The organism is Mycolicibacterium sp. HS_4_1, from assembly GCF_054515875.1.
The window spans coordinates 3,549,466-3,574,231 of sequence record NZ_CM137261.1 but is presented as its reverse complement, the minus strand read 5'-3'; the positions used below and the strand labels follow the sequence as shown (position 1 = coordinate 3,574,231).

At 67.8% G+C, this 24,766-nt stretch carries 23 protein-coding genes and 1 pseudogene; 15 read left to right on the top strand and 9 right to left on the bottom strand.

The window, feature by feature from the left end:
• Window positions 1-2: 2 nt before the first annotated feature.
• The gene (locus tag ACX12F_RS17120; RefSeq protein ID WP_459365717.1) at window positions 3-377 is read right to left on the bottom strand and encodes a DUF7715 family protein; all 375 of its coding nucleotides are present in this window, start codon (window positions 375-377) and stop codon (window positions 3-5) included.
• 242 nt (window positions 378-619) lie between these two features.
• On the opposite strand from ACX12F_RS17120, the gene ACX12F_RS17115 reads away from it, so the two are divergent.
• From ACX12F_RS17115 to ACX12F_RS17085, 7 genes are all read left to right on the top strand, one after another.
• Window positions 620-1,000, top strand: coding sequence for a PPOX class F420-dependent oxidoreductase (locus tag ACX12F_RS17115; protein WP_459365716.1), 381 nt, complete (start codon window positions 620-622; stop codon window positions 998-1,000).
• The gene (purU, locus tag ACX12F_RS17110; protein WP_459365715.1) at window positions 1,000-1,890 is read left to right on the top strand and encodes a formyltetrahydrofolate deformylase; all 891 of its coding nucleotides are present in this window, start codon (window positions 1,000-1,002) and stop codon (window positions 1,888-1,890) included. Before ACX12F_RS17115 ends, purU begins: the two co-directional genes overlap by 1 nt.
• A gap of 91 nt (window positions 1,891-1,981) precedes the next feature.
• Window positions 1,982-2,374 (top strand): PPOX class F420-dependent oxidoreductase, encoded by a 393-nt coding sequence (locus tag ACX12F_RS17105; RefSeq protein ID WP_459365714.1) that lies wholly within the window; start codon window positions 1,982-1,984, stop codon window positions 2,372-2,374.
• Window positions 2,375-2,408: 34 nt separating this feature from the next.
• A complete protein-coding gene (locus ACX12F_RS17100; protein ID WP_459365713.1) occupies window positions 2,409-2,888 on the top strand; it encodes an FxsA family protein in 480 nt (159 codons plus the stop codon).
• A 30-nt stretch (window positions 2,889-2,918) separates the two neighbouring features.
• On the top strand, window positions 2,919-4,544 hold the full coding sequence (locus ACX12F_RS17095) for an amidohydrolase (RefSeq protein ID WP_459365712.1): 1,626 nt from the start codon (window positions 2,919-2,921) through the stop codon (window positions 4,542-4,544).
• The gene (gene lnt / locus ACX12F_RS17090; protein WP_459365711.1) at window positions 4,537-6,354 is read left to right on the top strand and encodes an apolipoprotein N-acyltransferase; all 1,818 of its coding nucleotides are present in this window, start codon (window positions 4,537-4,539) and stop codon (window positions 6,352-6,354) included. Before ACX12F_RS17095 ends, lnt begins: the two co-directional genes overlap by 8 nt.
• Entirely contained in the window at window positions 6,344-7,099 is a 756-nt protein-coding gene (locus ACX12F_RS17085; RefSeq protein WP_459365710.1) for a polyprenol monophosphomannose synthase, read from the top strand. The genes lnt and ACX12F_RS17085 overlap by 11 nt, the downstream gene beginning before the upstream one ends.
• A 60-nt stretch (window positions 7,100-7,159) precedes the next feature.
• On the opposite strand, the gene ACX12F_RS17080 is transcribed toward ACX12F_RS17085, so the two are convergent.
• Window positions 7,160-7,495: an RNA polymerase-binding protein RbpA gene (locus tag ACX12F_RS17080; RefSeq protein WP_043400890.1), complete on the bottom strand. Its 336-nt coding sequence runs from the start codon at window positions 7,493-7,495 to the stop codon at window positions 7,160-7,162.
• Between the two features lie 129 nt (window positions 7,496-7,624).
• Between ACX12F_RS17080 and ACX12F_RS17075 the strand changes: the two genes are divergently transcribed.
• From ACX12F_RS17075 to ACX12F_RS17065, 3 genes and pseudogenes are all read left to right on the top strand, one after another.
• Window positions 7,625-7,951, top strand: coding sequence for a hypothetical protein (locus tag ACX12F_RS17075; RefSeq protein ID WP_459365709.1), 327 nt, complete (start codon window positions 7,625-7,627; stop codon window positions 7,949-7,951).
• Window positions 7,952-7,982: 31 nt separating this feature from the next.
• Complete coding sequence (locus ACX12F_RS17070; RefSeq protein ID WP_459365708.1) at window positions 7,983-8,621, top strand: DNA-directed RNA polymerase subunit beta; 639 nt, start codon at window positions 7,983-7,985, stop codon at window positions 8,619-8,621.
• A gap of 239 nt (window positions 8,622-8,860) precedes the next feature.
• Window positions 8,861-9,000 (top strand): annotated as a pseudogene (locus ACX12F_RS17065) (patatin-like phospholipase family protein); the annotation flags it as partial.
• 93 nt (window positions 9,001-9,093) lie between these two features.
• Here ACX12F_RS17065 and ACX12F_RS17060 read toward each other — a convergent pair.
• Complete coding sequence (locus tag ACX12F_RS17060; protein ID WP_459365707.1) at window positions 9,094-9,843, bottom strand: hypothetical protein; 750 nt, start codon at window positions 9,841-9,843, stop codon at window positions 9,094-9,096.
• A gap of 36 nt (window positions 9,844-9,879) precedes the next feature.
• Here ACX12F_RS17060 and ilvA point away from each other — a divergent pair, with 36 nt between their 5' ends.
• Window positions 9,880-11,163, top strand: coding sequence for a threonine ammonia-lyase IlvA (gene ilvA, locus ACX12F_RS17055; RefSeq protein WP_459365706.1), 1,284 nt, complete (start codon window positions 9,880-9,882; stop codon window positions 11,161-11,163).
• A gap of 18 nt (window positions 11,164-11,181) precedes the next feature.
• On the opposite strand, the gene ACX12F_RS17050 is transcribed toward ilvA, so the two are convergent.
• From ACX12F_RS17050 to ACX12F_RS17030, 5 genes are all read right to left on the bottom strand, one after another.
• Window positions 11,182-11,619 (bottom strand): hypothetical protein, encoded by a 438-nt coding sequence (locus ACX12F_RS17050; protein ID WP_459365705.1) that lies wholly within the window; start codon window positions 11,617-11,619, stop codon window positions 11,182-11,184.
• Window positions 11,620-11,870: 251 nt separating this feature from the next.
• A complete protein-coding gene (gene treZ, locus ACX12F_RS17045) occupies window positions 11,871-13,586 on the bottom strand; it encodes a malto-oligosyltrehalose trehalohydrolase (protein WP_459365704.1) in 1,716 nt (571 codons plus the stop codon).
• Entirely contained in the window at window positions 13,579-15,807 is a 2,229-nt protein-coding gene (treY, locus tag ACX12F_RS17040) for a malto-oligosyltrehalose synthase (RefSeq protein WP_459370394.1), read from the bottom strand. The genes treZ and treY overlap by 8 nt, the downstream gene beginning before the upstream one ends.
• 44 nt (window positions 15,808-15,851) lie before the next feature.
• The gene (glgX, locus tag ACX12F_RS17035; RefSeq protein WP_459365703.1) at window positions 15,852-17,984 is read right to left on the bottom strand and encodes a glycogen debranching protein GlgX; all 2,133 of its coding nucleotides are present in this window, start codon (window positions 17,982-17,984) and stop codon (window positions 15,852-15,854) included.
• Between the two features lie 9 nt (window positions 17,985-17,993).
• Window positions 17,994-20,150 (bottom strand): acetyltransferase SucT, encoded by a 2,157-nt coding sequence (locus tag ACX12F_RS17030; protein ID WP_459365702.1) that lies wholly within the window; start codon window positions 20,148-20,150, stop codon window positions 17,994-17,996.
• A gap of 112 nt (window positions 20,151-20,262) precedes the next feature.
• On the opposite strand from ACX12F_RS17030, the gene ACX12F_RS17025 reads away from it, so the two are divergent.
• The 4 genes from ACX12F_RS17025 to ACX12F_RS17010 are packed head-to-tail and all read left to right on the top strand — an operon-like array spanning window position 20,263 to window position 23,940.
• A complete protein-coding gene (locus tag ACX12F_RS17025; RefSeq protein WP_459365701.1) occupies window positions 20,263-21,555 on the top strand; it encodes an adenosylmethionine--8-amino-7-oxononanoate transaminase in 1,293 nt (430 codons plus the stop codon).
• A 36-nt stretch (window positions 21,556-21,591) separates the two neighbouring features.
• The gene (locus ACX12F_RS17020) at window positions 21,592-22,734 is read left to right on the top strand and encodes an 8-amino-7-oxononanoate synthase (RefSeq protein WP_459365700.1); all 1,143 of its coding nucleotides are present in this window, start codon (window positions 21,592-21,594) and stop codon (window positions 22,732-22,734) included.
• Window positions 22,731-23,423 (top strand): dethiobiotin synthase, encoded by a 693-nt coding sequence (bioD, locus tag ACX12F_RS17015; protein ID WP_459365699.1) that lies wholly within the window; start codon window positions 22,731-22,733, stop codon window positions 23,421-23,423. The genes ACX12F_RS17020 and bioD overlap by 4 nt, the downstream gene beginning before the upstream one ends.
• A gap of 1 nt (window position 23,424) precedes the next feature.
• Window positions 23,425-23,940, top strand: coding sequence for a 2'-5' RNA ligase family protein (locus ACX12F_RS17010; RefSeq protein ID WP_459365698.1), 516 nt, complete (start codon window positions 23,425-23,427; stop codon window positions 23,938-23,940).
• A gap of 123 nt (window positions 23,941-24,063) precedes the next feature.
• Here the strand turns inward: ACX12F_RS17010 and ACX12F_RS17005 are convergent, their stop codons facing one another.
• A complete protein-coding gene (locus ACX12F_RS17005; protein WP_459365697.1) occupies window positions 24,064-24,714 on the bottom strand; it encodes a TetR/AcrR family transcriptional regulator in 651 nt (216 codons plus the stop codon).
• Window positions 24,715-24,766: the final 52 nt, after the last annotated feature.

The window sequence follows — 24,766 nt, the reverse complement described above, 5'->3', positions numbered from 1 at the left end:
GTTTACGCGGCCCGCGGCGAGAACTCCTCGAGTCGACGTTCGATCACTGTTCCGGTGTCGAATGCTGCGGCCATGGCGAGGTTCTCGTCGGCAACTTCTTCCGCCCACTCGGGTGGCCATCCGCCGTCGCTGAGGCTGGTCTGCATTGCGAGGACCAGTTCTTGTCGTGTCATCTCCGCATCAACGACCTGAGCCGTGGTCGTAGCGCGATGTGATGCGAGACCGGCAAAACCCCGGCCGCATCCGCATCCGCCTTCAGGGTCCCGGCGGTCACGGTCGCACGGATCCTGAACCCACACGAGTTCTCCTGGGACGCAGTAGTTGTAGTCATTTCCGCGAACACCTTGAGTGAGCGCTGTCGCTACAAGGATCTTCATCTTGTCGACCTCCTGATCGGTTGGAACACGACGCTACGACTGGCCACCGACAAGTGTGGCGGTCGACATTGACGCAATGACCGAACGCAACTGGGTGGCGCCAGAACCGCCGATCTACCGCCGTCCAGTTGCGTTCGGCGACCGTCTACCACGCGGGTGCCAGCTGTGAACCATCACGCGTTTCGCGGCCGGCGAACCAGTTCGCAGCGCTGGCCGTACACCGCCCGACTAGCCTGATCGCCATGGCCCTCACCTTCGCCGACGTTGCCACCGCGAACTACATCCTGCTGACCACTTTCACCAAGGATGGTCGCCCGAAGCCCACCGCCGTCTGGGCCGTGCCCGACGGTGACCGGCTACTGGTCATCTCCGAAGCCAAGGCCTGGAAGGTCAAGCGGATTCGGAACACGCCGCGCGTCACGGTCGCCAAGTGCGACATGCGCGGCAACCCGAAGAGCGAGGCCGTCGAGGCCACGGCGGCCATCTTGGACAAGTCGCAGCTGAACACCGTCTACGACGGCATCGGCAAGCGCTACGGGTTGATCGGCAAGGCCTTCAACTTCGTCTCCAAGCTGCGCGGCGGTATGGAGAACAACGTCGCGCTGGAGTTGCGGGCCGCGTAGTGACTGGATTCCCCGCAGGCGCGCCAAAGCTGCCGCGCCACAAGGACATCGGGCGGCTACTGCTGAACTGCCCGGACCGCCGTGGCGTGATCGCCGCGGTCTCGACATTCCTGACCAACTCCGGCGCCAACATCATCTCGCTGGACCAGCACTCCACGGCTCCCGAAGACGGTGTCTTCCTGCAGCGCACCGTCTTCCACCTGCCCGGGCTGGCGGCCGCGCAGCCTGACCTGGAGCGCGAATTCCAGGCCGTGGCACAGGAATTCGACATGGACTACCGGTTCACCGATGCGTCCAAGCCGAAGCGCGTGGCGATCATGGCGTCGACCGCCGACCACTGCCTGCTCGACCTGCTGTGGCGCAACCGGCGCGGCGAACTCGACATGACCGTGGTGATGGTGATCTCCAACCACGCCGACCTGGCCGAGCAGGTCCGGGCGTTCGGGGTGCCGTTCGTCCACATCCCGGCCACCCGGGACATTCGCGAGCAGGCCGAGCAGCGCCAGCTGGAGCTGCTCAAGGGCAACGTCGATCTGGTGGTGCTCGCCCGGTACATGCAGATCATCACGCCGACGTTCCTCGAGGCCATCAGCTGTCCGCTGATCAACATCCACCACTCCTTCCTGCCGGCGTTCGTCGGCGCGACGCCGTACCGGCGGGCCAAGGAGCGCGGCGTGAAACTCGTCGGCGCCACCGCCCACTATGTGACCGAGGATCTGGACGAGGGACCGATCATCGAGCAGGACGTCGTCCGCGTCGACCACACCCACAGCGTCGAGGAGCTTGTTCGGCTGGGTGCGGATGTGGAACGGGCTGTGTTGTCCCGGGCGGTGCTGTGGCACTGTCAGGACCGCATCCTGCGCCACGGCAACGAAACCGTGGTCTTCTGATTCAGCAGCAACGGTTTACTGGTCGTACAGTAGGTGTCTAGCTCGATCAATAATCTGAAAACGGCCATGACAGCAAAGGCGGCATAGGCCCATGGCTCCGACATTCGAAGATGTGTACCGCGAGAAGTACCTGCTTCTGACGACCTTCACGAAGGACGGCCGGCCCAAGCCGACTCCGGTCTGGGGAGTGCCGCACGAGGGCAAGCTGCTGATCAGCACCGACGACGGCTCCTGGAAGACCAAACGGATCAAGAACACCCCGCGGGTCACCATCCAGAAGTGCGGCGCACTGGGCAAGGTCAAGGGCGAGCCCGTCGAGGCCATTGCCCGCAACCTGCCCAAGTCCGAGACCAAGCGCGTCTTCGACATGGTGACCCGGCGCTACTGGTGGCACGCGTGGTGGTGGATCCCGCAGGCCATCATCCGCGGCGGCGTCGAGAAAGTGCACGCAGCAATCGAGGTGGAACCGGTTCCGGACGCCTAGGAACCAATTCCAGCGTTTCCGCGTTGTCCAGGGCATGGCGATGCGACTATTTCTCGTTTATGCCTTGGTCGAGGTCGCGGTGCTGGCGGCCCTGGCCTCGACCATCGGTGTGGCTTGGACATTGCTGGCGCTGTTGGCCACTTTTGCCGTCGGCCTGGCCATCGCGGGCACCCAGATCGCCCGGCATTTCAGCAGGCTGTCGGACGCGCTGAGCGCTCGATCCGCCGATCCGACGCTGGCCACGGACAGCCTGTTGGTGGCTCTCGGCACGGTGCTTGTCGTACTTCCCGGGCTGGCCAGCTCGGTGCTCGGGGCGCTGATGCTGGTGCCGTTCACCCGGCGCGCGGTGCGGCCAGCGGCAAAGGCCCTGTTCAGTCGTCAGCTCACGCCCATGGACTTCCCGACTCAGGTGATCTACATCAATCACGACGAGCGCTATCGCGGCCGCGGTGACTACATCGACGGGGAAGTGATCGAGGTCATCGACAGCTCACCGGTTGCTGTGCACCGGTAGGCCGGCGCAGCGGACTAACCTGTCACGTTCGTGACCACCTTTGCGACGACTCTGCTGCTCGGCGGTCGTATTCACAGCCCAGCTGCGCCCGACGCCACGGCGATCGCCATCCGCGACGGAGTGGTGGCCTGGCTCGGTTCAGACGACATCGGCCGGGCGCTGTATCCGGACGCGACTGTCGTCGATCTCGAAGGCGCATTCGTGGCGCCGGCATTCGTCGACAGCCATGTGCACCTGACCGCCACCGGACTCACCGTCGTCGGGCTTGACCTTCGCACCGCGACGTCACTGCCGTACCTGCTGACCCTGCTGACCGAGTACGCCGCGCAGCACCCGGACGGCGTCATCTGGGGCCACGGCTGGGACGAATCGGGCTGGCCGGAACACGCTGTCCCGACCACTGCGGACCTCGACGGAGTGCTCGGTGGCCGTCCCGCGTACCTGGCCCGGGTCGACGTGCACTCCGCCGTCGCATCGACCGGCCTGCGGCGGCTGGTGCCCGGACTCGCCGACACCGCGGGCTTCTCCGAGCAGGGGCCGCTGACCGCCGACGCCCACCACCGCGTGCGAGCCGCGGCCCGCAACCTGCTCAGTGCGACACAGCGCCGCGACGCGCAGCGCGGCGCGCTCGATCTGGCCGCACGCAACGGCATCGTCGCGGTACATGAGTGCGCCGGCCCTGAGATCGGCGGCCTCGACGACTGGGCCGAACTGCGCGCCACCGAACACGGCGTCGACATCGTCGGCTACTGGGGTGAGGCCGTGACCAGCGCTGCTGCCGCGCGGGACCTGATGGCCACCACCGGCGCCCACGGATTGGCCGGTGACCTCTTCATCGACGGTGCGCTGGGCTCGCGCACCGCCTGGCTGCAGCAGCCCTATCTCGACGGACCCGGCTGCCCGCCCACCTGTGGCAACAGCTACCTGGACACCGACGCAGTGACGGCGCATCTGCTGGCCTGCACCGAGGCCGGCATCACCGCCGGTTTCCACGTCATCGGCGATGCGGCCGTCGCCGCTGTCATCGAAGCGCTGGACCGGACCGTGGCGGCGTTCGGGGCGCCCGCGGTAGCGCGCTGCGGTCACCGGCTCGAGCACCTCGAGATGGTGGATTCGGACCAGGCGCGCAGGCTGGGTTCGTGGGGCGTCGTGGCCAGCGTGCAGCCGAACTTCGACGCGCTGTGGGGCGGCGCGGACGGCATGTACGCGCAGCGTCTCGGTGCCGATCGCTCACAGGGTTTGAACCCGTTTGCGCTGTTAGCATCCCAAGGCGTGCCCCTTGCCTTCGGTTCGGACAGCCCCGTTACCAGCATCAATCCGTGGGAATCTGTGCGCGCCGCCATCAGCCACAAGACGGCCGGAAGTGCCATCTCGGCGCGGTCGGCGTTCCTGGCCGCCACCCGTGGTGCCTGGCGGGCCGGCGGCGTCCGCGACGGCATGACGGGGACGCTGGTGCCCGGCGCGGTCGCCTCGTACGCCGTCTGGAAACTGCCGGGAGGTGCCTCGACATTGGACGTGACCGCACCGGCCGACGCTGTCCAGCGCTGGTCGACCGATCCGCGGTCCCGGGTCCCGGCGCTACCTCCTCTCGGGCCCGACGACGAGCTGCCGACCTGCCTGCAGACCGTGCACCGAGGTGAGCAGATCCATGGCTGACGGCCGGGGAGGTCTGGAAGGCATGGCGGACGCCGAAGAGACCCTGGACGATGCCGTCCGGGGCGAGGCGGAGACGCCCGAACAACCACAGGCACCCGAGCCGCAGGGCCCCAGCCGTGGCGCGCGGATCATCGCGAGTCTGCGGCAGTTCTTCGAGCCGCGGTTGGTCCGGCTGGCCGCGGCCGTCGTGGCCGGTCTGCTGCTGTGCGCGAGCTTCCCGCCGTTCGATCTCTGGTACCTGTCGTTTCCCGCACTGGCACTACTGGCCTGGGTGCTGGCTGACGAACGCACAACTCCCGCAGGCGGTTTCGGCTACGGCATGCTGACCGGCCTGGTGTTCTACGTGCTGTTGCTGCCGTGGATCAGCAGTTTCGTCGGCCCGGTGCCGTGGCTGGTGCTGTCGGCCCTCGAGGCGTTCTTCACCGGGGTGTTCGGGTTGACCGCGGTCCTGGTGCGGCGCCTGCCCGCGTGGCCCCTGTGGTTCGCCGCGCTGTGGGTGGCAGCGGAATGGCTCAAGTCGTCGGTGCCGTTCGGCGGCTTCCCGTGGGGCGTCGTGGCGTTCAGTCAGACCGATGGCCCGCTACTGCCGCTCGCACAACTCGGCGGTGCACCGCTGGTGTCGTTCGCGGTGGCACTGATCGGATTCAGCCTGACGGCGATCGTGCTCGAGGCCGTCGGGCACTGGCGTCACGATCACCGCACCGGTGCCGCCGCGCCGCCGGAGGTGTTCATCCCGGGTATCTGCATCGCCCTGGTCCTGCTGCTCACCGGCCTGGCGTGGCCGCACGTCCGCAAGGCCGGTGCCGGGTCCGGTGACGACCCCGCGATCAACGTCGCTGCCGTCCAGGGCAACGTGCCGCGGCTCGGCCTGGACTTCAACGCCCAGCGCCGCGCGGTGCTCGACAACCACGTGCACGAAACCAAGCAGCTGGCCGAGGACGTCCGTGCCGGCCGGGCACCACAGCCGCAGGTGGTCATCTGGCCGGAGAACTCGTCGGACATCGATCCGCTGGTCAACGCCGACGCCGCGGAACTGATCTCGGCGGCGTCCTCGGCGATCCACGCGCCGATCCTGGTGGGCACTGTGCTGGCCGCGCCCGACTACACGCCGGAGCATCCGGTGACCACCAACTCCGTCATCGTCTGGGATGGGACCAACGGGCCGGGGGACCGTCACGACAAGGCCATCGTCCAGCCGTTCGGCGAGTACCTGCCCTGGCGCAGCTTCTTCCGGCTGTTGTCGTCATATGCCGACCGGGCCGGCTACTTCGTACCGGGCAACGGCAGCGGGGTGGTCACCGCCGCCGGCGTGCCGATCGGCGTGACGACCTGTTGGGAGGTCATCTTCGACCGGGCGGCGCGGCAGTCGGTACTCAATGGCGCACAGCTACTGGCAGTGCCCGCCAACAACGCGACATTCGACGAGCCCATGAGCGTTCAGCAGCTGGCGTTCGCGCGGCTGCGTGCCGTCGAGCACGACCGGTACGTCGTGGTAGCCGGTACCACCGGGATCAGCGCGATTGTCGCCCCCGACGGCCATGTCCTCGAGCGGACCGAGTTCTTCCAGCCCGCCTATCTGGACCACCAAGTGCGGTTGAAGACCGACCTCACCCTCGCCACCCGGTGGGGGCCGGTCATCGATGGTTTGCTTGTGGGGGTCGGTGCTGCCGCCCTTCTGGTTGCCATGCTGCACAATAGGAACCTCATGCGCCGCCGCCAGGCGGTTGCGGAGCGTCAGGACGGCAGCGCCGCCGGAACTGACACCGACACCGACACCGAAACGAACAGGGGAACTGACCATGGGCGATGACCGTCCGAGTCAGCGCACGCTGGTGATCATTCCGACTTACAACGAGCGCGAGAATTTGCCGTTGATTGTCGGCCGCGTGAACGCTGCCCGCCCGGACGTCCATGTGCTGATCGTCGATGACGACAGCCCCGATGGCACCGGCAAGCTGGCCGACGAACTGGCGCTGGCCGACCCCGACCGCGTGCACGTCATGCACCGGGCCGGCAAGGGCGGCCTGGGCGCGGCGTATCTCGCCGGCTTTGACTGGGGCCTGGGCCGCGGTTACAGCGTCCTGGTCGAGATGGACGCCGACGGCAGCCACGCGCCCGAGGAGCTCTACCGCTTGCTGGACGCCGTCGACGCCGGCGCCGATCTGGCCATCGGGTCCCGGTACGTCCCGGGCGGCGCCATCCGGAACTGGCCCCGTCGCCGGCTCGTGCTGTCCCGCACCGCGAACACCTATGCCCGGTTGCTGCTGGGCGTCAAGATTCACGACATCACAGCCGGCTACCGCGCCTACCGGCACGACGTGCTGGAGAAGATCGGCCTCGACGACGTCGATTCGAAGGGCTACTGCTTCCAGATCGACCTGACCTGGCGTGCCATCAATGCGGGCTTCACCGTCGCCGAGGTGCCCATCACGTTCACCGAGCGCGAGCTGGGCGTGTCGAAGATGAGCGGATCGAACATCCGTGAGGCCATGTCGCAGGTGGCGAAGTGGGGTATCCGCGGCCGGCTGGACCGGGCCCGCGGCATCGTGCGCTGACCACCGAGCCGCAAACACGAAAAAGCCCCGCCGTGAGGCGGGGCTTTTTTGTTTGCGTAGTTAGCCGCGGCGGCGGGTCTTGATGAGCTCCAGCCGCTCCTTGAGCAGCTCTTCGAGCTCCTCGACGGAACGACGCTCGAGCAGCATGTCCCAGTGGGTACGCGGCGGCTTGACCTTCTTGGGCTCTGGAACGTCACCCTCCAGCAGGGTGCCTTCCATGCCGTTCTTGCACGCCCAGGTGCCGGGGATTTCCGCGTCGTCGGCGAACGGAACTTCGAATTCCTCGCCGTTGTCGGTGCGGTACCGGGCCACCTGACGCGGCGCCAGGTCATGGTTACGGTCGGTCTCGTAGCTCACGGCTCCGAGGCGACTGCCTCTCAGGACTCGATCAGCCATCGTCAATCACTCCCTTGGTATAGCGACAGGGGAATCAACGCAGACCAGCGGCGTGAAGTTCCCGACTCAGGTATCCATGATACCGGGGTCCGAGCCGTCTCCCGATACAGTCACGACCGTGAGGCGGACATGAAGCGTTCGAAGGCCCAACCGTGCCGGTGGTGTGGCCGGGAGGTGGCTGACGCGGGCATGGGTCGTCGTCGCCAGTACTGCCGACAATCGTGCCGTCAGCGGGCCTATGAGCAGCGTGCCATGGTGAAGGGGACCAACCTGGCGGAAGACTCGGTGGTGCTCAGCGCCGAGGAAGCGGCGGCCCTCTCCGACCGCGTTTATCAGGTACGGTGTGCGGCCGAGGACGTCGCGACCGCTGTTGCCGAAGGCGCCGGGCCCGCTGAATTGGGAGAGCTGTGTGAGGTGCTGCTGCAAGCCGCGAAGGACGCAGACGGCTGGCGCTAGGGCGAGCGCAGTGACGGGAAAGAAATAGTGCATGACTGATGACCGTCGGCGGATTCACAAGCCGACCAAGTTCCTGGGTCGCGGCTTCGAGGCGTTCCACGATGTCGAGGACCCTGTGCAGGACAGCCGCATCGCCCATGAGACGGCGGCGGCGCTGCTGGAGCGGGTGCGGACCTATCCGGACCCTGACGTGGTCTCGCGGCTCGTGGCCTACACCGACGAGCACGGCATCGAGACCATCGCCGAGTTGTGGGCCGGTGCCGGCGCGCGCAGCCTGCCCGGCGCGCTGTGGCGGGTGTACCTGTTGCGGCTGTCGATCCGCAACGACCCCTATTCGGCCAGTCTGATGTTCGGCCGCGGTGCCGAGGTGCTGCACTCGATCGACCCCGTGGTCGCCGGTGCCGAGACGCCCGTCGGGCCGACGGAGATCCGGGAGCTCGCCGACCGAATCCTGCGCGGCGTCTTCGTGGGCGACTTCGCGGTCGCCCTGGAGCGCGCGGCGGCGTATTGCCGGGTGAGTGCGGCCGGCTGCACGAGCCTCGCGGAGGACGCGACGACGACCGCGCCGGAGCGCGCCGCGGAGCTGACCGACCGGGCTGTGGCGTTCACCCGGATCGCCAACGAGCTGCATGCCGCAGCCGGGTTGTGGCGCAGCGACTCGCTGGATTGACCCGATGGCCGACCATGTCGGCGCTACGCTTCTGAGAAGTTAAAGCCAGACCGCAGAACGCCTCTCGGCGGTAGGCCGCTCGTGGCGGCGAAATTTGGGGCCCGGGGTTACTGCGGCCTGGCGATGTTCACTCTAGCCGATGATCGCGTGTGGCGAGCAATTCCGTGATCGCGTCGGGCGCAGCGCGAGGCGTCCGGAATCGTCCCGGCGGACAGCCTCGATGTGCGTACCGGGTCGCCATGACGACGGCGTTCGTGCTGTCCGGCGGCGGCAGCCGGGGGTCCATCCAGGTGGTCATGCTGCTGGGGCTCGCCGAGGCGGGCATCACCCCGGGTCTGATCGTCGGCACCTCGGTCGGTGCCCCCCCAACGGCGGGTGGTGAACAACACACCGGTGCCGCACGCGGTGGAGCTGGGCGCGACCGAGGTGCGGGTGCTGCCCAGTGCTCGAGTTCCACCGGGATTGACGTGGGCTACTTCAACACGTTGACGGCCCGGGCCACCACGAGCGCGGTGGTCGACACCGCCACCATCGACTGCACAGTCATCATCGTCTTGGCCCAGCGCGACAGCGGCATGGTGTCGGTGGGGGAGAACGCGACCACATTGGTGTAGCTGGTGTAGAGGTAATCGACGAAAGTCGGGCGCCAATTGGGTTTGGCGTTCTGCGGGTCGCACATCTGCGGGAACTGGAAGTCCGGGTAGGGGTTGTCGCCCGCACGCCGGGCGAAGGGGCCGCCGCGATCCAGCTCCCAGTACCAGATGCCGAACACGATGATGTTGGTGATGAAAATCGCTGCGCCGCTGCCCAGTAGGACGCCGGCGTCGTTGCTCACCTTGCCGGACAGGATGTTCAAATCCAAGATGATCGCCGATGCCGTGTTGTCCAGCGTGATGGCCGCGGTCAGCACGATCATGGTCCAGCGGCCGACGGTGGTCTGCCGGGACAGCCGAACCGGATTGATGACCATGAGGACGGCCACCAGCAGCAGTTCCAGCGTGATCAACGGCCACCGGGGTATTTCCGGGACGGTGTACTGCACAGGGATCGCGCGCTGCAGCGTCACCGCGGCCAGGATCGCGACAATCACCGGCAGCCGATTCTCCGGATCGCCCGGCCGGAGCCACGACGGCACGTGGTGCTCGGCGCTGCTGGTCAGGCGGTGCGTCCGCTCGATGAACGTCCTGACCGCCGGCGGCACCGGTTCTGGGGTGGGGTCCATGCGCTCAGTTTCGCACCGAGATGACACCATTAGACGGTGTCTGCCGAGCTGAGCCAGGGAACCCACAGGTCGTCGCCGCTTACCGCGGCTGACATCGATGCGGCTGCCCGGCGAATTTCCTCGGTGGTCACCCGGACCCCGCTGCAATTCAGCGATCGGCTGTCGGCGCTGACCGGCGCCCAGGTCTACCTCAAGCGTGAGGACCTGCAGGCGGTGCGCTCGTACAAGCTGCGTGGCGCCTACAACCTGCTGATGCAGCTCTCCGACGAGGAGAAGGCCGCCGGCGTGGTGTGCTCGTCGGCGGGCAACCATGCGCAGGGTTTTGCGCTGGCCTGCCGGTCGATGGGCGTGCACGGCCGCGTCTACGTCCCGGCCAAGACGCCCAAGCAGAAGCGGGACCGCATCCGGTACCACGGCGGCGACTTCATCGAGCTGATCGTGGGAGGCGCCACCTACGACCTGGCGGCCGCGGCGGCGCTCGAGGACGTCGCGCGGACGGGCGCCACGCTGGTGCCGCCGTACGACGACCTGCGCACCATGGCCGGGCAGGGCACCATCGCGGTGGAGATCCTCGAGCAACTCGACGTCGAACCCGACCTGGTGATCGTGCCGGTCGGCGGCGGCGGTTGCATCAGCGGGATCACCACCTACCTGGCCGAACACACCAGCGCGACGTCTGTGCTCGGGGCCGAGCCCGCGGGTGCGGCGTCGATGATCGCGGCGCTGGCCAAGGGAGAGCCGGTGACCCTCGAGCACGCCGACCAGTTCGTCGACGGGGCGGCGGTGGCCCGGGCCGGAACGCTGACGTATGCGGCGCTGGCCGCGGCCGGTGACATGGTGTCGGTGACGACGGTCGACGAGGGCGCGGTCTGCACCGCGATGCTCGACCTGTACCAGAACGAGGGCATCATCGCCGAGCCCGCGGGTGCGCTGTCGGTGGCGGCGCTGATGGAGAACGGTGTCGAGGCCGGGTCGACGGTGGTCTGCCTGATCTCCGGTGGCAACAACGACGTCTCGCGGTACGGCGAGGTGCTCGAGCGGTCGCTGGTGCACCTGGGTCTCAAGCATTACTTCCTGGTGGATTTCCCGCAGGAGCCCGGTGCGCTGCGGCGGTTCCTCGACGAGGTGCTCGGTCCCAACGACGACATCACGCTGTTCGAATACGTCAAGCGCAACAACCGGGAGACCGGCGCGGCGCTGGTCGGCATCGAGCTCGGCTCGGCCGCCAATTTCGACGGCCTGCTCGCGCGGATGCATGATTCCGGCATCCACGTCGAGCCGTTGGAGCCGGGGTCGCCGGCGTACCGCTACCTGACCTAGTTCCGCGCGGTGGCCAGGCTAGGCTGCCTGCGGCAGTGTCACCTCGACCAAGGCGTCGTCGTTGGCGCGGAAGATGGGTTCGATCGGTACGCCGAACTCGGCTGCCGCCTCAGCAATGAACGCTGCCCACTTCTCGTCGCCACGGGTGATCACATTGCCCTTGCCGGGTCGGGTGATCAGCGCGGCGACAGTCGTACCGTCCGTGAAACCGTCCAGCACCTCGTGGATTGCGGACATCATGCGCCGGACCGGTACGACCGTCGGCGAGGGTCCGATCTCAAGTTGGCTCAGGGCCTTGATGAAGCGTCGATCGGGTCCGACGAAGGCGAACCAGATGAGGCGTTCGCCAAACCCCAGTTGGCCCATCAGGGCGCGCCACCGCTGACCTACATCGGCAGCGGAATGTACGGGGTCAGTTGCGGTTTCAATGGGCGGGATGTTCAGCAATTCGGACATGCTCGCATGGTGCCCGCGCATCGCAATGGTGGCAAAGTAGTTATCCACAGGCTGTCCGCCTGTGGATAACTACTTGACAAGGTGAAAAGGTGGTAGTGCCGCGACGCCATTTCGGCGGCTTTGCCGAGAGCCACAGCTTAGGGCCGAGATTTCGCGGATCTAGACCGAAAACCGACACATTCGTCATAGGGGTCGGGATCGGCAGCACGTACCTGACCGGATTCCGGGGGACGCACGGACTGCGACGCGCGTCAGGTCGACGAGCGCAAGACCGCGAAGGAATGTCCTTGCAGCAGAGTTGATTCACCGACCCGCGGCTCGGCCGACGACAGCACCGGCGCACCGGTGACGGGCACCGCGACGGGCTGCGCGCCGAGGTTGCATGCCACGGCGAACGCCCCACGGTGCATGACGATCCACCGGTCGCCTTCGTCGAACTCGACGCGCAGTTGGTCGAGCCAGGGATTGGCGAAGTCGGGTTCGGTGCGCCGCAACGCAATCAGCTCGCGGTACAGGTGCAGCAGTTGGGCGTGCTCGCCGGTGCCGGCTTCGGCCCAGTCGAGTTTGGAGCGCTGGAACGTCGCAGGGTCCTGCGGATCGGGGATGTCCTCGGCGGCCCAGCCGTGATCGGCGAACTCGGCCTTGCGCCCCTCTGCGGTCGCGCGGGCCAGCTCGGGTTCGGGGTGCGAGCTGAAGAACTGGAACGGCGTCGATGCGCCCCACTCTTCGCCCATGAAAAGCATTGCCGTATAGGGCGATCCGAGGACCAAGGCGGCCTTGATCGCGAGTTGCCCGAAATCGAGACTCTGCGACGGACGGTCACCGAGTGCCCGGTTGCCCACCTGATCGTGCGTGCACGTATAGGCCAGGAGTCGGGTGGCCGGCAGCTGCGCGGTGTCCAGGGGCCGGCCATGACGCCGCCGCCGGAACGACGAATACGTGCCGGCATGGAAGAAGCCGTGCGTGAGGGTGGTGGCCAGGGTTTGTAGAGACCCGAAATCGGCGTAGTAGCCTTGCCGTTCGCCGGAGACGGCGGTGTGGATGGCGTGGTGGATGTCGTCGTCCCACTGCGCGGCGAGGCCATAGCCGCCGTGGTCTCGCGGGGTGATCAGCCGTGGGTCGTTGAGGTCGCTTTCCGCGATGAGGGACAGCGGGCGGCCCAATTCTTCTGCCAGCGCGTCGGTTTCGGTGGCCAGCTCCTCCAGCAGATGAACGGCCGTGGTGTCGACCAGCGCGTGCACCGCGTCCAACCGCAGGCCGTCCATGCCGAAATCCCGCATCCAGCGCAGCGCGCAGTCGATGATGTAGCGCCGCACCGCATCGGAGTCGGCGTCGGCGATGTTGACGGCTTCGCCCCACGGCGTCCGGCCCACCGTCAGGTACGGCCCGAACTTGGGGAGGTAATTCCCCGATGGGCCGAGGTGATTGAACACCGCGTCGAGCAGGACACCGAGGCCACGCCGGTGGCAGGCGTCGACGAACCGGACGAGACCCGATGGACCGCCGTAAGGTTCGTGGACTGCGTACCACAGCACGCCGTCATAGCCCCAGCCATGACTGCCGCTGAACGCGTTGACCGGCATCAGTTCGACGAAGTCGACGCCGAGCTGGACCAGGTGGTCCAGCCGCTCGATGGCGGCGTCGAACGTGCCGGCTGCGGTGAAGGTGCCGACGTGCAGTTCGTAGATCACCGCGCCGTCGATGGCCCGGCCGGCCCAGGGGGCCATGGGCTCGGACTGCCACAGCTGCGAAAGGCCGTGCACGCCATCGGGTTGCCGTGGCGACCGCGGATCGGGCAGCGGATCAGAATGATCGAGGATGAAGCCGTAGCGCGCATCGGCCGGTACCTCGACGGTGGCGCGCCACCACCCGTCGTCCGAGCGGTGCATCGGGTGTCTGGCTCCGTCGGCCTCGAGTGCGACTGCCTGCGGTAGCGGGGCCCATACCGCGAATTCGTGGTCAGGCACGGGCTTTCTCCAACAGCGCGCCGGGCAGTTCGGCGAACAGTGCGTCGGCGGTCACGGTGCCCGACCAGGCTCTGCCGGTCAGGCGGTCGGTCCAGTCGCCGTCCGGCAGGGTGAGTGTCGTCTCGCCCCATCCGGTTTCGCCGAGCTTCAGCGTCCACCGCGGGACCGCCACCAGCACATCGGTGCCGCGCTGGAAGGCGATCACGTGGTCGGCGGCGGCCCCCGCGGCGGCGACGGGTATGTAGTCGCCCGACAGGTACGTGGCCGCCCGCTCCCGGCGCGACCGCAGTGCCCCCGCTACGACCCGGATCTTGGGGTGGCTCAAGGTATTCAGTTCGGTCTGGCGGACAGCGAAGTCGACCGGACGACGGTTGTCCGGGTCCACCAGGCTGTCGTCGAACAGCTCGGTGCCCTGGTAGACGTCGGGGATGCCGGGCACGGTGAGGGCCAGCAGTTTCTGCGCGACGGCGTCACTGCGGGTGGCCTCATCGAGCTCTGCGACGAATGCGGTGACCTCGCCCGCGACCGGACCGTCGAGCAGGGCGTCGATCCAGTCGTGCACCCCGTTCTCGAATTCACTGTCGGGCTGCTCCCAATTGGTGTGCAGTTCGGCTTCCCGGATGGCCTTCTCGGCATAGGCGTGCAGCCGCCTGCGCAGGCTGTCGTCGACCTCGTCGGATGTGGGCCACACGCCGATGATGTTCTGCCACAGGAACAATCCGGTGCCCTCGTCCGGTGGGACACACACCCTGTTCCAGCGGAGAACCCGCTGCGACCACCGGTCGGCGCGCTGGGACAGCACCGTGATGCGGGCCCGGACATCCTCGCTGCGCTTGGTGTCGTGCGTGGACAGGGTCACCATGCTCGTTGGCCAGTCTCGTCCGCGCGCTGCGGTGCGGCGGTGAAATTCGGCCGTGCCCATGCCGAACAGTTCGGGGGTGCCGCCGACTTCATTGAGAGACACCAGTCGGGCGTCGCGGTAGAACAGGGTGTCCTCGACGGCTTTGGCCGTCACCGCGCCGCACAGCTGCTGCAAGCGGGCGGCCGGTTCCGGCTGTTCGACGGCGTCCGTGAGAAGTGCCACGGCGGGCGCCAATTCCGGTGCCGCGGCGATGGTTTCGCTGATGGCCCGCGGCAGCATCGCGGACAGCGACTGGTAGTCCGTGCGGTACGCGTCGATGCGGCTCACCACGTCGGCGATGGCCGCAGGCAGGGCGGGGTCGTCGCTTCCGGTGGCACGCGCGACGGCGCGGCGCAGCCTGGCCAGCTCGCTGGCCAGGACCTCGGTGGCCACCCGGATCTTCAATTCCCGGGTGTCGCAGCGGGTCTCGCGAGCCAGGTCCGTCAGCGGGCCCGCCCCATCGGGGTCGACGAACAGCCCACCGATCTCCCGCAGCACGTCGTACCCGGTGGTGCCGCCGATGGGCAGGCTGGGTTCCAGCGGCTCGTCGGCGGCCAGGATTTTCTCGGCGACGATCCACGCGTCGGGCCCGGTCAGATCGCGCAGCCGAGCCAGATAGCCGGCGGGATCGGTCAACCCGTCGATGTGGTCGACCCGCAGCCCGTCCACCAGACCCTCGCGGAACCAGCGGCTGATCTCGGCATGACTGGCGTCGAACACGGCTGGGTCCTCCTGGCGCACCGCCGCCAGCGAGGTGATGGAGAAGAACCTCCGGTATCCGCAGGAACCGGACTGCCAACCCGTGAGCCGGTACGCCTGCCGCGCGTAGACCTCGGCTGCGGTGCCCACGCCGGTGCCGGGCCGGATCGGCCAGATTCGGTCGCCCAGTCGCAGCACCGCACCGTCGACGGTCAGAGCATCGACGTCGGCGTCAGAACCGAGTACCGGCAACACGATTCGGCCGTCGGGGTCCAGGTCCCAGTCAATATCGAAGAAGGTGCTGAACCGAGATGAACGCCCATACGTCAGGACGTCCCACCACCACGGGTTCTGTTCGGGCCGATCGACCCCGACGTGGTTCGGCACGATGTCCACGATCAGCCCCATACCGCACGCGCGGGCGGCTTCGGAGAGCCGCGAAAACCCGTCCGGCCCGCCGAGTTCTGCCGAGACGGCGGTCGGGTCGGTGACGTCGTAGCCGTGCGTCGACCCGGCGACGGCGGTCAATACCGGCGACAGGTAGAGATGCGAGACGCCGAGATCGGCGAGGTAGGGCAGCAGTGCACGCGCGTCGTCGAACGTCATGCCATCGCCGCGCATTTGCAGTCGGTAGGTGGAGATGACCGGCGACACGGGCACTGTGTTCACGCCGTCTTACGCAACACCAGTAGCGAGCGGGCCTGCAGCGAGATTGTCTCGCCGGCGGCGGCCACCAGCTCGGTGCGCCCGTGCGGATCCGCGGTGTCGAGATCCGCCGCCCACTTCTCGCCGTAGCCCTGGTCGGGGATCACGAATTCCAGCGCCTCGTCGTGGGCGTTGAAGCACAACAGGAACGAGTCGTCGGTGACGCGCTCACCCCGCGCGTTGGGTTCGGGTATCGCATCGCCGTTGAGGAACACCGAGATGCTCTTACCGAAGCCCGAATCCCAATCCTCCAACGTCATCTCGTCGCCGGCCGGGGTCAGCCAGGCGATGTCGCGGACCTGTCCGCTGCTCCGGATCGGTTGCCCGGCAAGGAACCGGCGGCGGCGGAACACCGGATGCCGGCGCCGCAGCGCCACCACGGTGCGGGTGAATTCCAGCAGCGCCGAGTTGGTCTCGAGCATGCTCCAGTCCATCCACGACAGCGGATTGTCCTGGCAGTACGCGTTGTTGTTGCCCTGCTGAGTGCGCCCGATCTCGTCCCCGTGGCTGATCATCGGGGTGCCCTGCGACAGCATCAGCGTCGCAAAGATGTTGCGGCGCTGCCGTTCCCGTAGCGCGAGAATCTCAGGATCATCGGTCGGGCCCTCGACCCCACAGTTCCAGGACCGGTTGTGACTCTCGCCGTCCCGGTTCTCTTCGCCGTTGGCTTCGTTGTGTTTCTCGTTGTAGGACACCAGATCGGTCAGGGTGAAACCGTCGTGGCAGGTGACGAAGTTGATGCTGGCGCCGGGGCGCCGGCCCGTCGCTTCGTACAGGTCCGAGGAACCCGTCAGCCGGGAGGCGAATTCACCCAGGGTCGCGGGCTCGCCCCGCCAGTAATCGCGCATCGTGTCGCGGTATTTCCCGTTCCACTCGGTCCACAAACCTGGGAAGTTACCGACTTGGTAGCCACCCTCGCCGACATCCCACGGCTCGGCGATCAGCTTCACCTGGCTGATCACCGGATCCTGTTGCACCAGATCGAAGAATGCCGACAGCCGGTCCACGTCGTAGAACTCGCGGGCCAGGGTCGAGGCCAGGTCGAAGCGGAAACCGTCGACGTGCATGTCCAGTACCCAGTACCGCAGCGAGTCCATGATCAGCTGCAGGGTGTGCGGGTGACGGGCGTTGAGGCTGTTGCCGGTCCCGGTGAAGTCCTTGTAGAGCGACGGGTCGTCGTCATCGAGCCGGTAGTAGGCGGCGTTGTCGATGCCACGGAAGTTCAGCGTCGGACCGAGGTGGTTGCCTTCGGCGGTGTGGTTGTAGACGACGTCAAGGATGACTTCGATGCCGGCTTCGTGGAACGACTTCACCATGGTCTTGAACTCGGCGACCGCGCTGCCGGCGTGCTGGTTCCACGAGTACTGGTAGTGCGGCGCGAAGAAGCCGAACGTGTTGTAGCCCCAGTAGTTTCGCAGACCCAGGTCCAGTAGCCGGTGGTCGTGCAGGAACTGGTGCACCGGCATCAGTTCGATCGCGGTGACGCCGAGCGACCGCAGGTGCTCGATGATCGCGGGGTGCGCAAGCCCGGCGTACGTGCCCCGCAGTTCCTCGGGGATGGCCGGGTGGGTCTGCGTCATGCCCTTGACGTGGGCCTCGTAGATCACCGTCTCGTGGTACGGCGTCCGGGGCAGCCGGTCGTTGTCCCAGTTGAAGAACGGGTTGATCACCACGCTGGTCATGGTGTGCCCCAGCGAATCAACGCCCGGCGGCTCACCGGTGGCCGACGGCTGAGGAGATCCGGTCAGGTCATAGGAGTACAGCGCCTGGCCGAAGTCGAAGTCGCCGTAGAAGGACTTGCCGTAGGGGTCGAGCAGCAGTTTGCTCGGATCGCAGCGGTGCCCCGCGGCCGGATCCCATGGGCCGTACACGCGGAATCCGTACCGTTGTCCTGGTGTCACCGTCGGCAGGTAGCAGTGCCACACGTAGCTGTCGACCTCGTCGAGGTTGACGCGTTCCTCGGTGCCGTCCTTGGCGATCAGGCACAGTTCGACGCGTTCGGCGACTTCGGAGAACAGCGAGAAATTGGTACCGGAACCGTCGTAGGTGGCACCGAGGGGATAGGCGCTACCCGGCCAGACGCCAACAACCATGAAGGCAGCTCACCACCAGCCGGTGGCAGCCCCGACCTGGCGGCCGAGTTCGGCGGTCATGGTGCGCATGTAGGTGGCGGACAGGTGATGAGAGTCGTGGTACAGCAATACATTTCCCTCCACAGCGCGGCAGTTGTCGGGTCGGCACACCGCGTCACTCATGTCGAGCGGTTTCAGCAGTGGGAACTGCGCGACGAAATCGAGGGTCGGGTTGTGGTCGGACAGTACCTCGGAGCGGGCGATACCGCAGGACGTCGAATTGCCGCCGCTGGCAAGGCAGTCGGCCGGGAAGAAGGGCTTACCGTCCCGCACCAGCCAGGGGGTGTCGCGCATGGCCAGAATCGGGATGTTCGCGTCGGACAGCCGCTGCCAGATGCCGATGTAGGTGCCCGGCATCACGTCACCGGGCTTGATGTTCCAGGGCCGCGTGGAAGTGGTGAACACGAAGCTCGGGTGATCGGTCACGAGCTTCGGCATGACCAGCTCGTTCCACTCGTAGCACTTCGGGTACGGCCGGTTGTCGCCCATCACCAGCGGATTGGGCTCTGTCGACAGCGGACAACCCATCTTCAGATAAGTCACCACTTTGAAGTGGTACCGCTTGCCGAGGAGGTCCAGTGCGGTGATCCAGTGTTCGGCGTGCGAGCCGCCGGCCAGCGCGATGGTGCGGGGCGCCTTCGTGTCGCCGTAGGTGCAGTTGCGGATGGACAGGTCATCGAAATCGGCGATACAGCCCTCAGCGGTTGTCGCCGGCACGTCGTCATGGGCTTCGAGCACGGTCGGGCGGAACGGGAGCTTGGGCACCCTGGCGTGGTGCAGCAAGGCGCGCGCACCCGGGTAGTCGACGGGCGACAGCGTGGCGAGTTCCTTGCCGTTGGCGCGTGCGGTGTTCATGTGCTCGCGCCAGGTGAACGCCGTGGCGGTCAATGTCACGCCCATCAGGGCGACGACTGTCGCCAGCAGCGCGGTGGGCCGCCGCATCCGGCCCCAGCCGGCAGCACCGGCCGACGCCGACGGCCGGCGCAACGGGTTCTCCACGTAGCGGGTGGTCAGCCAGGCCAGCATCCCGGAGACCGCCAGCACGGCCGTGCCGTCGACGAAGTGAGCCCGGCTGTGGCCGCTGTAGGCCAGCCAGAAGATCAGCAGCGGCCAGTGCCAGAGGTACAGCGAATACGACATGGCGCCGAGAGACAGGAACGGTCCGGTGGCCAGCAGCCGGTTCGGCGCGGGCAGCCGCTCGGTGTGGTTCGCGGCGCTGAGGATGAAAAGCATGGTCGCGCCGACCGGAACCAGCGCCCACGGTCCGGGGAACTCCCGCACGCCGTCGATCAGGGCGCCGCATGACAGGATCGCCGCCAGCGCGACCACCGACACGGTGTTGCGCAGCCACATCGGCCAACGGACGGACGGCACCAGCGCGCCGACGAGAGCACCCAGTAGCAGCTCCCAGGCGCGGGCGAAGCTGTCGTAGTAGGCACTGACCTGGTCGGCTTGGTGCGCGACGATCGCGTACCCGAACGACACCACGGTCAGCACACTGAGCAGCGCGATGAATGCGGGCCGCAGCCGGTCACCGAGCCTGCGCCGGAACAGATACGCGAAGCCGAAGATCAGCACCAGGAACGTGACGTAGAACTGGCCCTGCACCGACATCGACCAGAGGTGCTGCAGCGGGCTGACGGATTCGCCGGCTCGCAGATAGTTCGACGCGGTCTCGGCGAGCTCCCAATTCTGGTAGTAGCCGAGGCTCGCCAGGCTCTGGTCGGCGAACGTCTCCCAGCGCGTCTGGGGCTGAATCAGGATGGTCAGCACCGCGCCCGCGGCCAGCACGACGATCAGGGCGGGGAGCAGACGGCGGACCAGGCGGCGCAGCTGCGGACCGGGGGACAGCGGCGCTTGCGGCGTCAGCGCGATCCGGAGGAGTTTGCCACCGAAGAAGAAGCCGGACAGCGCCAGGAAGACGTCGACACCGCCGGAAACCCGGCCGTACCAGACGTGAAAGGCCGCGACCATGGCGATGGCGATACCGCGCAGACCGTCCAGGTCGTGGCGGTAGAACGCACTCGGCGCGTTGCCCGCAGCGGTGTCTGCACCGCCGTCGGAGACGTGCGCGGCGTTGCCCGACCCGGGCTGCGACGCCGGCCGCGGTGCTGCAAGAGTCGTCATGGTCGGATGCCAATCTACCCAAGATCCAGGGCTGGTTCATGTAGCGGCGAGTCGCCCGCCGGCCGAGTACGCCGGTGTCGACGTGCTCGGCGGGCGATTAGGCTCGGTCATCGTGCCAGCGCTGAACCCTGCCGAAATCTCGGCGATCGACACCGCCCACATCTGGCACCCGTACAGCACCATCGGTGCCGGAGCGTTGCCGGCGGTGGTTGCCACCGAGGCGCACGGCATCATGTTGACGCTCATTCACGAGGGCCGGCCGGTCCAGGTCATCGACGCGATGAGCTCGTGGTGGACGGCGGTGCACGGCCACGGGCATCCGGTGCTCGACGCCGCGATCACCCGGCAACTGAGCAAGATGAATCACGTCATGTTCGGTGGGCTGACGCACGAGCCCGCGGCCCGGCTGGCGCAGCTGCTGGTGGAGATCACCCCGGCCGGTCTGGACACCGTGTTCTTCTCGGATTCGGGTTCGGTCTCCGTCGAGGTCGCCGCGAAGATGGCGCTGCAGTACCAGCGCAGCCTCGGCCGTCCCGGCCGGCACAAGCTGATGACGTGGCGCGGCGGCTACCACGGCGACACCTTCACCCCGATGAGCGTCTGCGACCCCGAGGGCGGCATGCACTCGATCTGGACCGATGTCCTGATGCCGCAGATCTTCGCGCCGCGGGTACCCACGGAGTACGACCCGGCGTATGTCGAGGCCTTCGAGGCCCAGCTGGCGTCGCACGTCGACGAACTCGCGGCGGTCATCGTCGAGCCGGTGGTCCAGGGCGCCGGCGGCATGCGGTTCCACGACCCGCGCTACCTGACGGCGCTGCGCGACATCTGTACCCGGCACGACGTGTTGCTGATCTTCGACGAGATCGCGACCGGTTTCGGACGCACCGGTGAGCTGTTCGCGGCGGACCACGCGGGCGTCAGCCCCGACATCATGTGCGTCGGCAAGGCGCTGACGGGTGGCTACGTGACGCTGGCGGCGACGCTGTGCACCGCCGAGATCGCGCGGGTGATCAGCTCCGGCGAGCCAGGGGCTCTCATGCATGGGCCGACGTTCATGGCCAACGCGCTGGCGTGCGCGGTATCGGTGGCAGCGGTCGAGTTGCTGTTGAGCGGGGATTGGAAGGCGCAGGTGGCTGCCATCTCGGACGGGCTGCGGCGTGGCCTGGCGCCGGCGGCGGAGTTGCCCTCGGTCGCCGACGTGCGCGTGCTGGGTGCCATCGGAGTCGTCGAGATGCGCGAACCGGTGAACATGGCGCTCGCCACGGTCACCGCGATCGAGCACGGGCTGTGGCTGCGGCCCTTCGGCAAGCTGGTGTACGTCATGCCGCCCTTCATCTGCACGCCCGAGGAGATCGACCGGATCACCTCTGGTGTGGTCGCCGTGGCCCGTGCGCTAACCTGAACACCGTTCAATTGCACTTGAGTCAGGAGCGCGCCGATGACTGATCACTCGCCGCTGGCCTGGCTCGCCGAGGTCGAACGCAAGCGCCGGGCCGCGGGCCTGCGCCGCTCGCTACGGGTCCGCCCCGCGGTCGCCACCGAGCTGGACCTCGCCTCCAACGATTACCTGGGTCTGTCTCAGCATCCCGACGTCATCGAGGGCGGCGTGACGGCGCTGCACACCTGGGGTGCTGGCTCCGGCGGCTCCCGGTTGGTGACCGGAAACACCGAGCTGCACGAGGACTTCGAGGCCGAGCTGGCCGGCTTCATGGGCGCCGAGTCGGCGCTGGTGTTCTCCTCCGGTTACACCGCCAACATCGGTGCGGTGGCGGCGCTGTCCGGGCCGGGCTCGCTCATCGTGTCCGACGCGTACAGCCACGCCTCGCTGGTGGACGCCTGCCGACTGTCCCGGGCGCGGGTGGTGGTGTCCCCGCACAACGACGTCGGCGCCGTGGAGACCGCGCTGGTCAGCCGTTCGGAGGAGCGCGCCGTGGTGATCACCGATTCGGTGTTCTCCACCGACGGTGCACTGGCCCCGCTGCGCGCCCTGCACGAGGTCTGTCGCCGGCACGGTGCGCTGCTCATCGTCGACGAGGCCCACGGCCTGGGCGTGCGCGGTACCGGCGGGCGCGGCCTGGTCCACGAGGTCGGCCTGGCCGGAGAACCCGACATCGTGGTGACGACGACGCTGTCGAAGTCACTCGGCAGCCAGGGTGGTGCGGTTCTCGGCCCAGCCGCGGTGCGGGCCCACCTGATCGACGCCGCCCGCACCTTCATCTTCGACACCGGCCTGGCTCCGGCTGCTGTCGGCGCCGCGCGGGCGGCGCTGCAGGTTCTCGTGGCCGAGCCGTGGCGAGCGCAGGCCGTGCTGACCCACGCCGCGACGCTGGCCCGGTTCGGCGGCGCCGTCGGTACCCCTGACTCCGCCGTCGTCTCGGTGATCCTCGGTGACCCCGAGGTCGCGCTGGCCGCGGCGTCGGCCTGTCTGGACCGTGGGGTCCGGGTCGGCTGCTTCCGGCCTCCGACCGTGCCCGCCGGCACCTCGCGGCTGCGGCTGACCGCGCGCGCCTCCCTCGATGACACCGAACTGGATTTGGCCGGTCGGGTGCTCGGCGAGGTGCTCGCGCTGGTGCAGTCGTGACGGTCCTGTTCGTCGCTGGTACCGACACCGGCGTCGGCAAGACCATCGCCACCGCGGCCCTGGCGTGCGCTGCTCGACAGGCCGGCATCGACGTCGCGGTGTGCAAGGCGGTGCAGACCGGAATCTCTCCGGCCGCCGGCCACGGTGACGACGACCTGGCCGAGGTGGGACGCCTGGCCGGGGTCACCTCGCTGGTCCCGGGGTGGCGCTACCCCGAGCCGCTGGCGCCCGTCGCGGCGGCCGCACTGGCCGGCATGCCCCTGCCGTCCCGCGACGAACTGATCGCGCTGATCAAGAACGTGGACCGGCCCCGTCAGCTGACGCTGGTGGAGGGCGCCGGGGGACTGCTCGTCCAGCTCGGCTCCGACGGCACGACGTTGCGTGACCTGGCTATCGAGCTCGGGGCGCCGGTCCTGGTCGTCGTCGCGCCGGGCCTGGGCACCCTCAACCACACGGGCCTGACCGTCGAATCGCTTGCCGCCCACGGCATCGCGTGCGCCGGATTGGTGATCGGCAGCTGGCCGCAGGAGCCGGGGCTCGCGGAGGCGTCCAATCGGGACGCGCTGGACGACATTGCCCCGGTGCGTGCGGTGCTGCCCGCCGGAGCCGGCCGCTCGTCGCCCGAGGATTTCGCTGCCGTGAGTGCGAAAGCATTTGCTCCGCAATGGGTTTCGAGCCTGGTCGGCTGACATGGTGCACTCGGTCGAGCTGCTGTTCGACCTCGACACCGAGGCCGTGATCCGGTCGCTGTGGGATGACCTACGGGACGCGGGGATCGCTGCTCAGCCGCCCGCCGCACGTCCACACGCCACCCTGTGCGTCGCCCAACACATCGACGACGCGGTGCTACCGGCGCTGGCTGGTCTCGCCGGGAGGTTCCCGTTCCGGGCCCGCCTCGGTACCACGCTGGTGTTCGGCCGCACTGCCGGAATCCTGGCGCGGCTCGTGGTACCCAGTGGCGAGCTACTGGACCTCCATGCCGGGGTCTGCCGGCTCAGCGCACCGCATCTGCGGCCGGGCCCCATGCCGCACACCAATCCCGGTGACTGGACGCCGCACGTCACCCTGGCGCGTCGGGTCCCGCCGGACCGGCTTGCCAGGGCACTAGGCATCGCCGGCAGGCCGGCAGAGATCAGTGCGACCGCTCGTGGACTGCGGCTGTGGAACGGCAACGCCCGCACGGAGACTCAGATCGATTTGAGCTGAGTCTGATACCTGGCTTCAATTTCGAGGCACTCGCACCTGTCGTGGTTGAAGCCAGGTACTTCTCGAGACCGTCAGGCGTCCCTGAGTGCAATAACCACGGGCGGATCGCCAAGGTGACTGCACTCAGGAACTTTTCGTTGACGTGGACGGTCTACCGGGCTCGGAGGGCGTCAACCATTGCGCCCGCTCATCGGCGTGTGCCGCCAGCCCGTCGATCAGCAGATTCAGACCGAAAGTGAAACGGCCACCGGCGTTTTCGGACCACACCGAGTCGCCGTCGGCCACGGTCGCCCCGGCCGCGTCCCACTGGAGGCGGGACTGTTCGTCGGCGGTGAAGCCCAGCACGTAGTACACGATGGTGCGCGCGGCGAGGCCGGCGTCGTCGGCGGTGAGCCCGGACTCGGCACAGGCCGCGGCCAGGGCCGCCACGATGCGGCTCAGCTCAGCCGACCGTCCGGCGGAGAAACTGGCCGAGACCAGCTCGGCGCCGTCGGTGGCGGACAGCAGGGCGTCGCGCAGTGCCGAGCACAGCGCCACGATGCGGTCGGGCCACTGGCCGCTCACCGGTCCGCTGACCGGGAGGGGGGTCGCGGCCGCCAGCAGGCGGTCGGCGACCGCGCCCAGGAGCTCCTGCTTGTCGGAGAAATGCCAGTACAGCGCGCCTGGGCTGACGCTCAGTTCACGCGCCAGCCTGCGCATGGTCAGGTCGGCGATCCCGTAGTTGTCCAGGATTTCGGCGGCCTTGGCCACCACGTCGCTTCGGTGCAGTTGCACGTCTGTATCCTAAACACCGTTCAAGTTGTAGGCCGCAGTCGGCCTGGAGTGA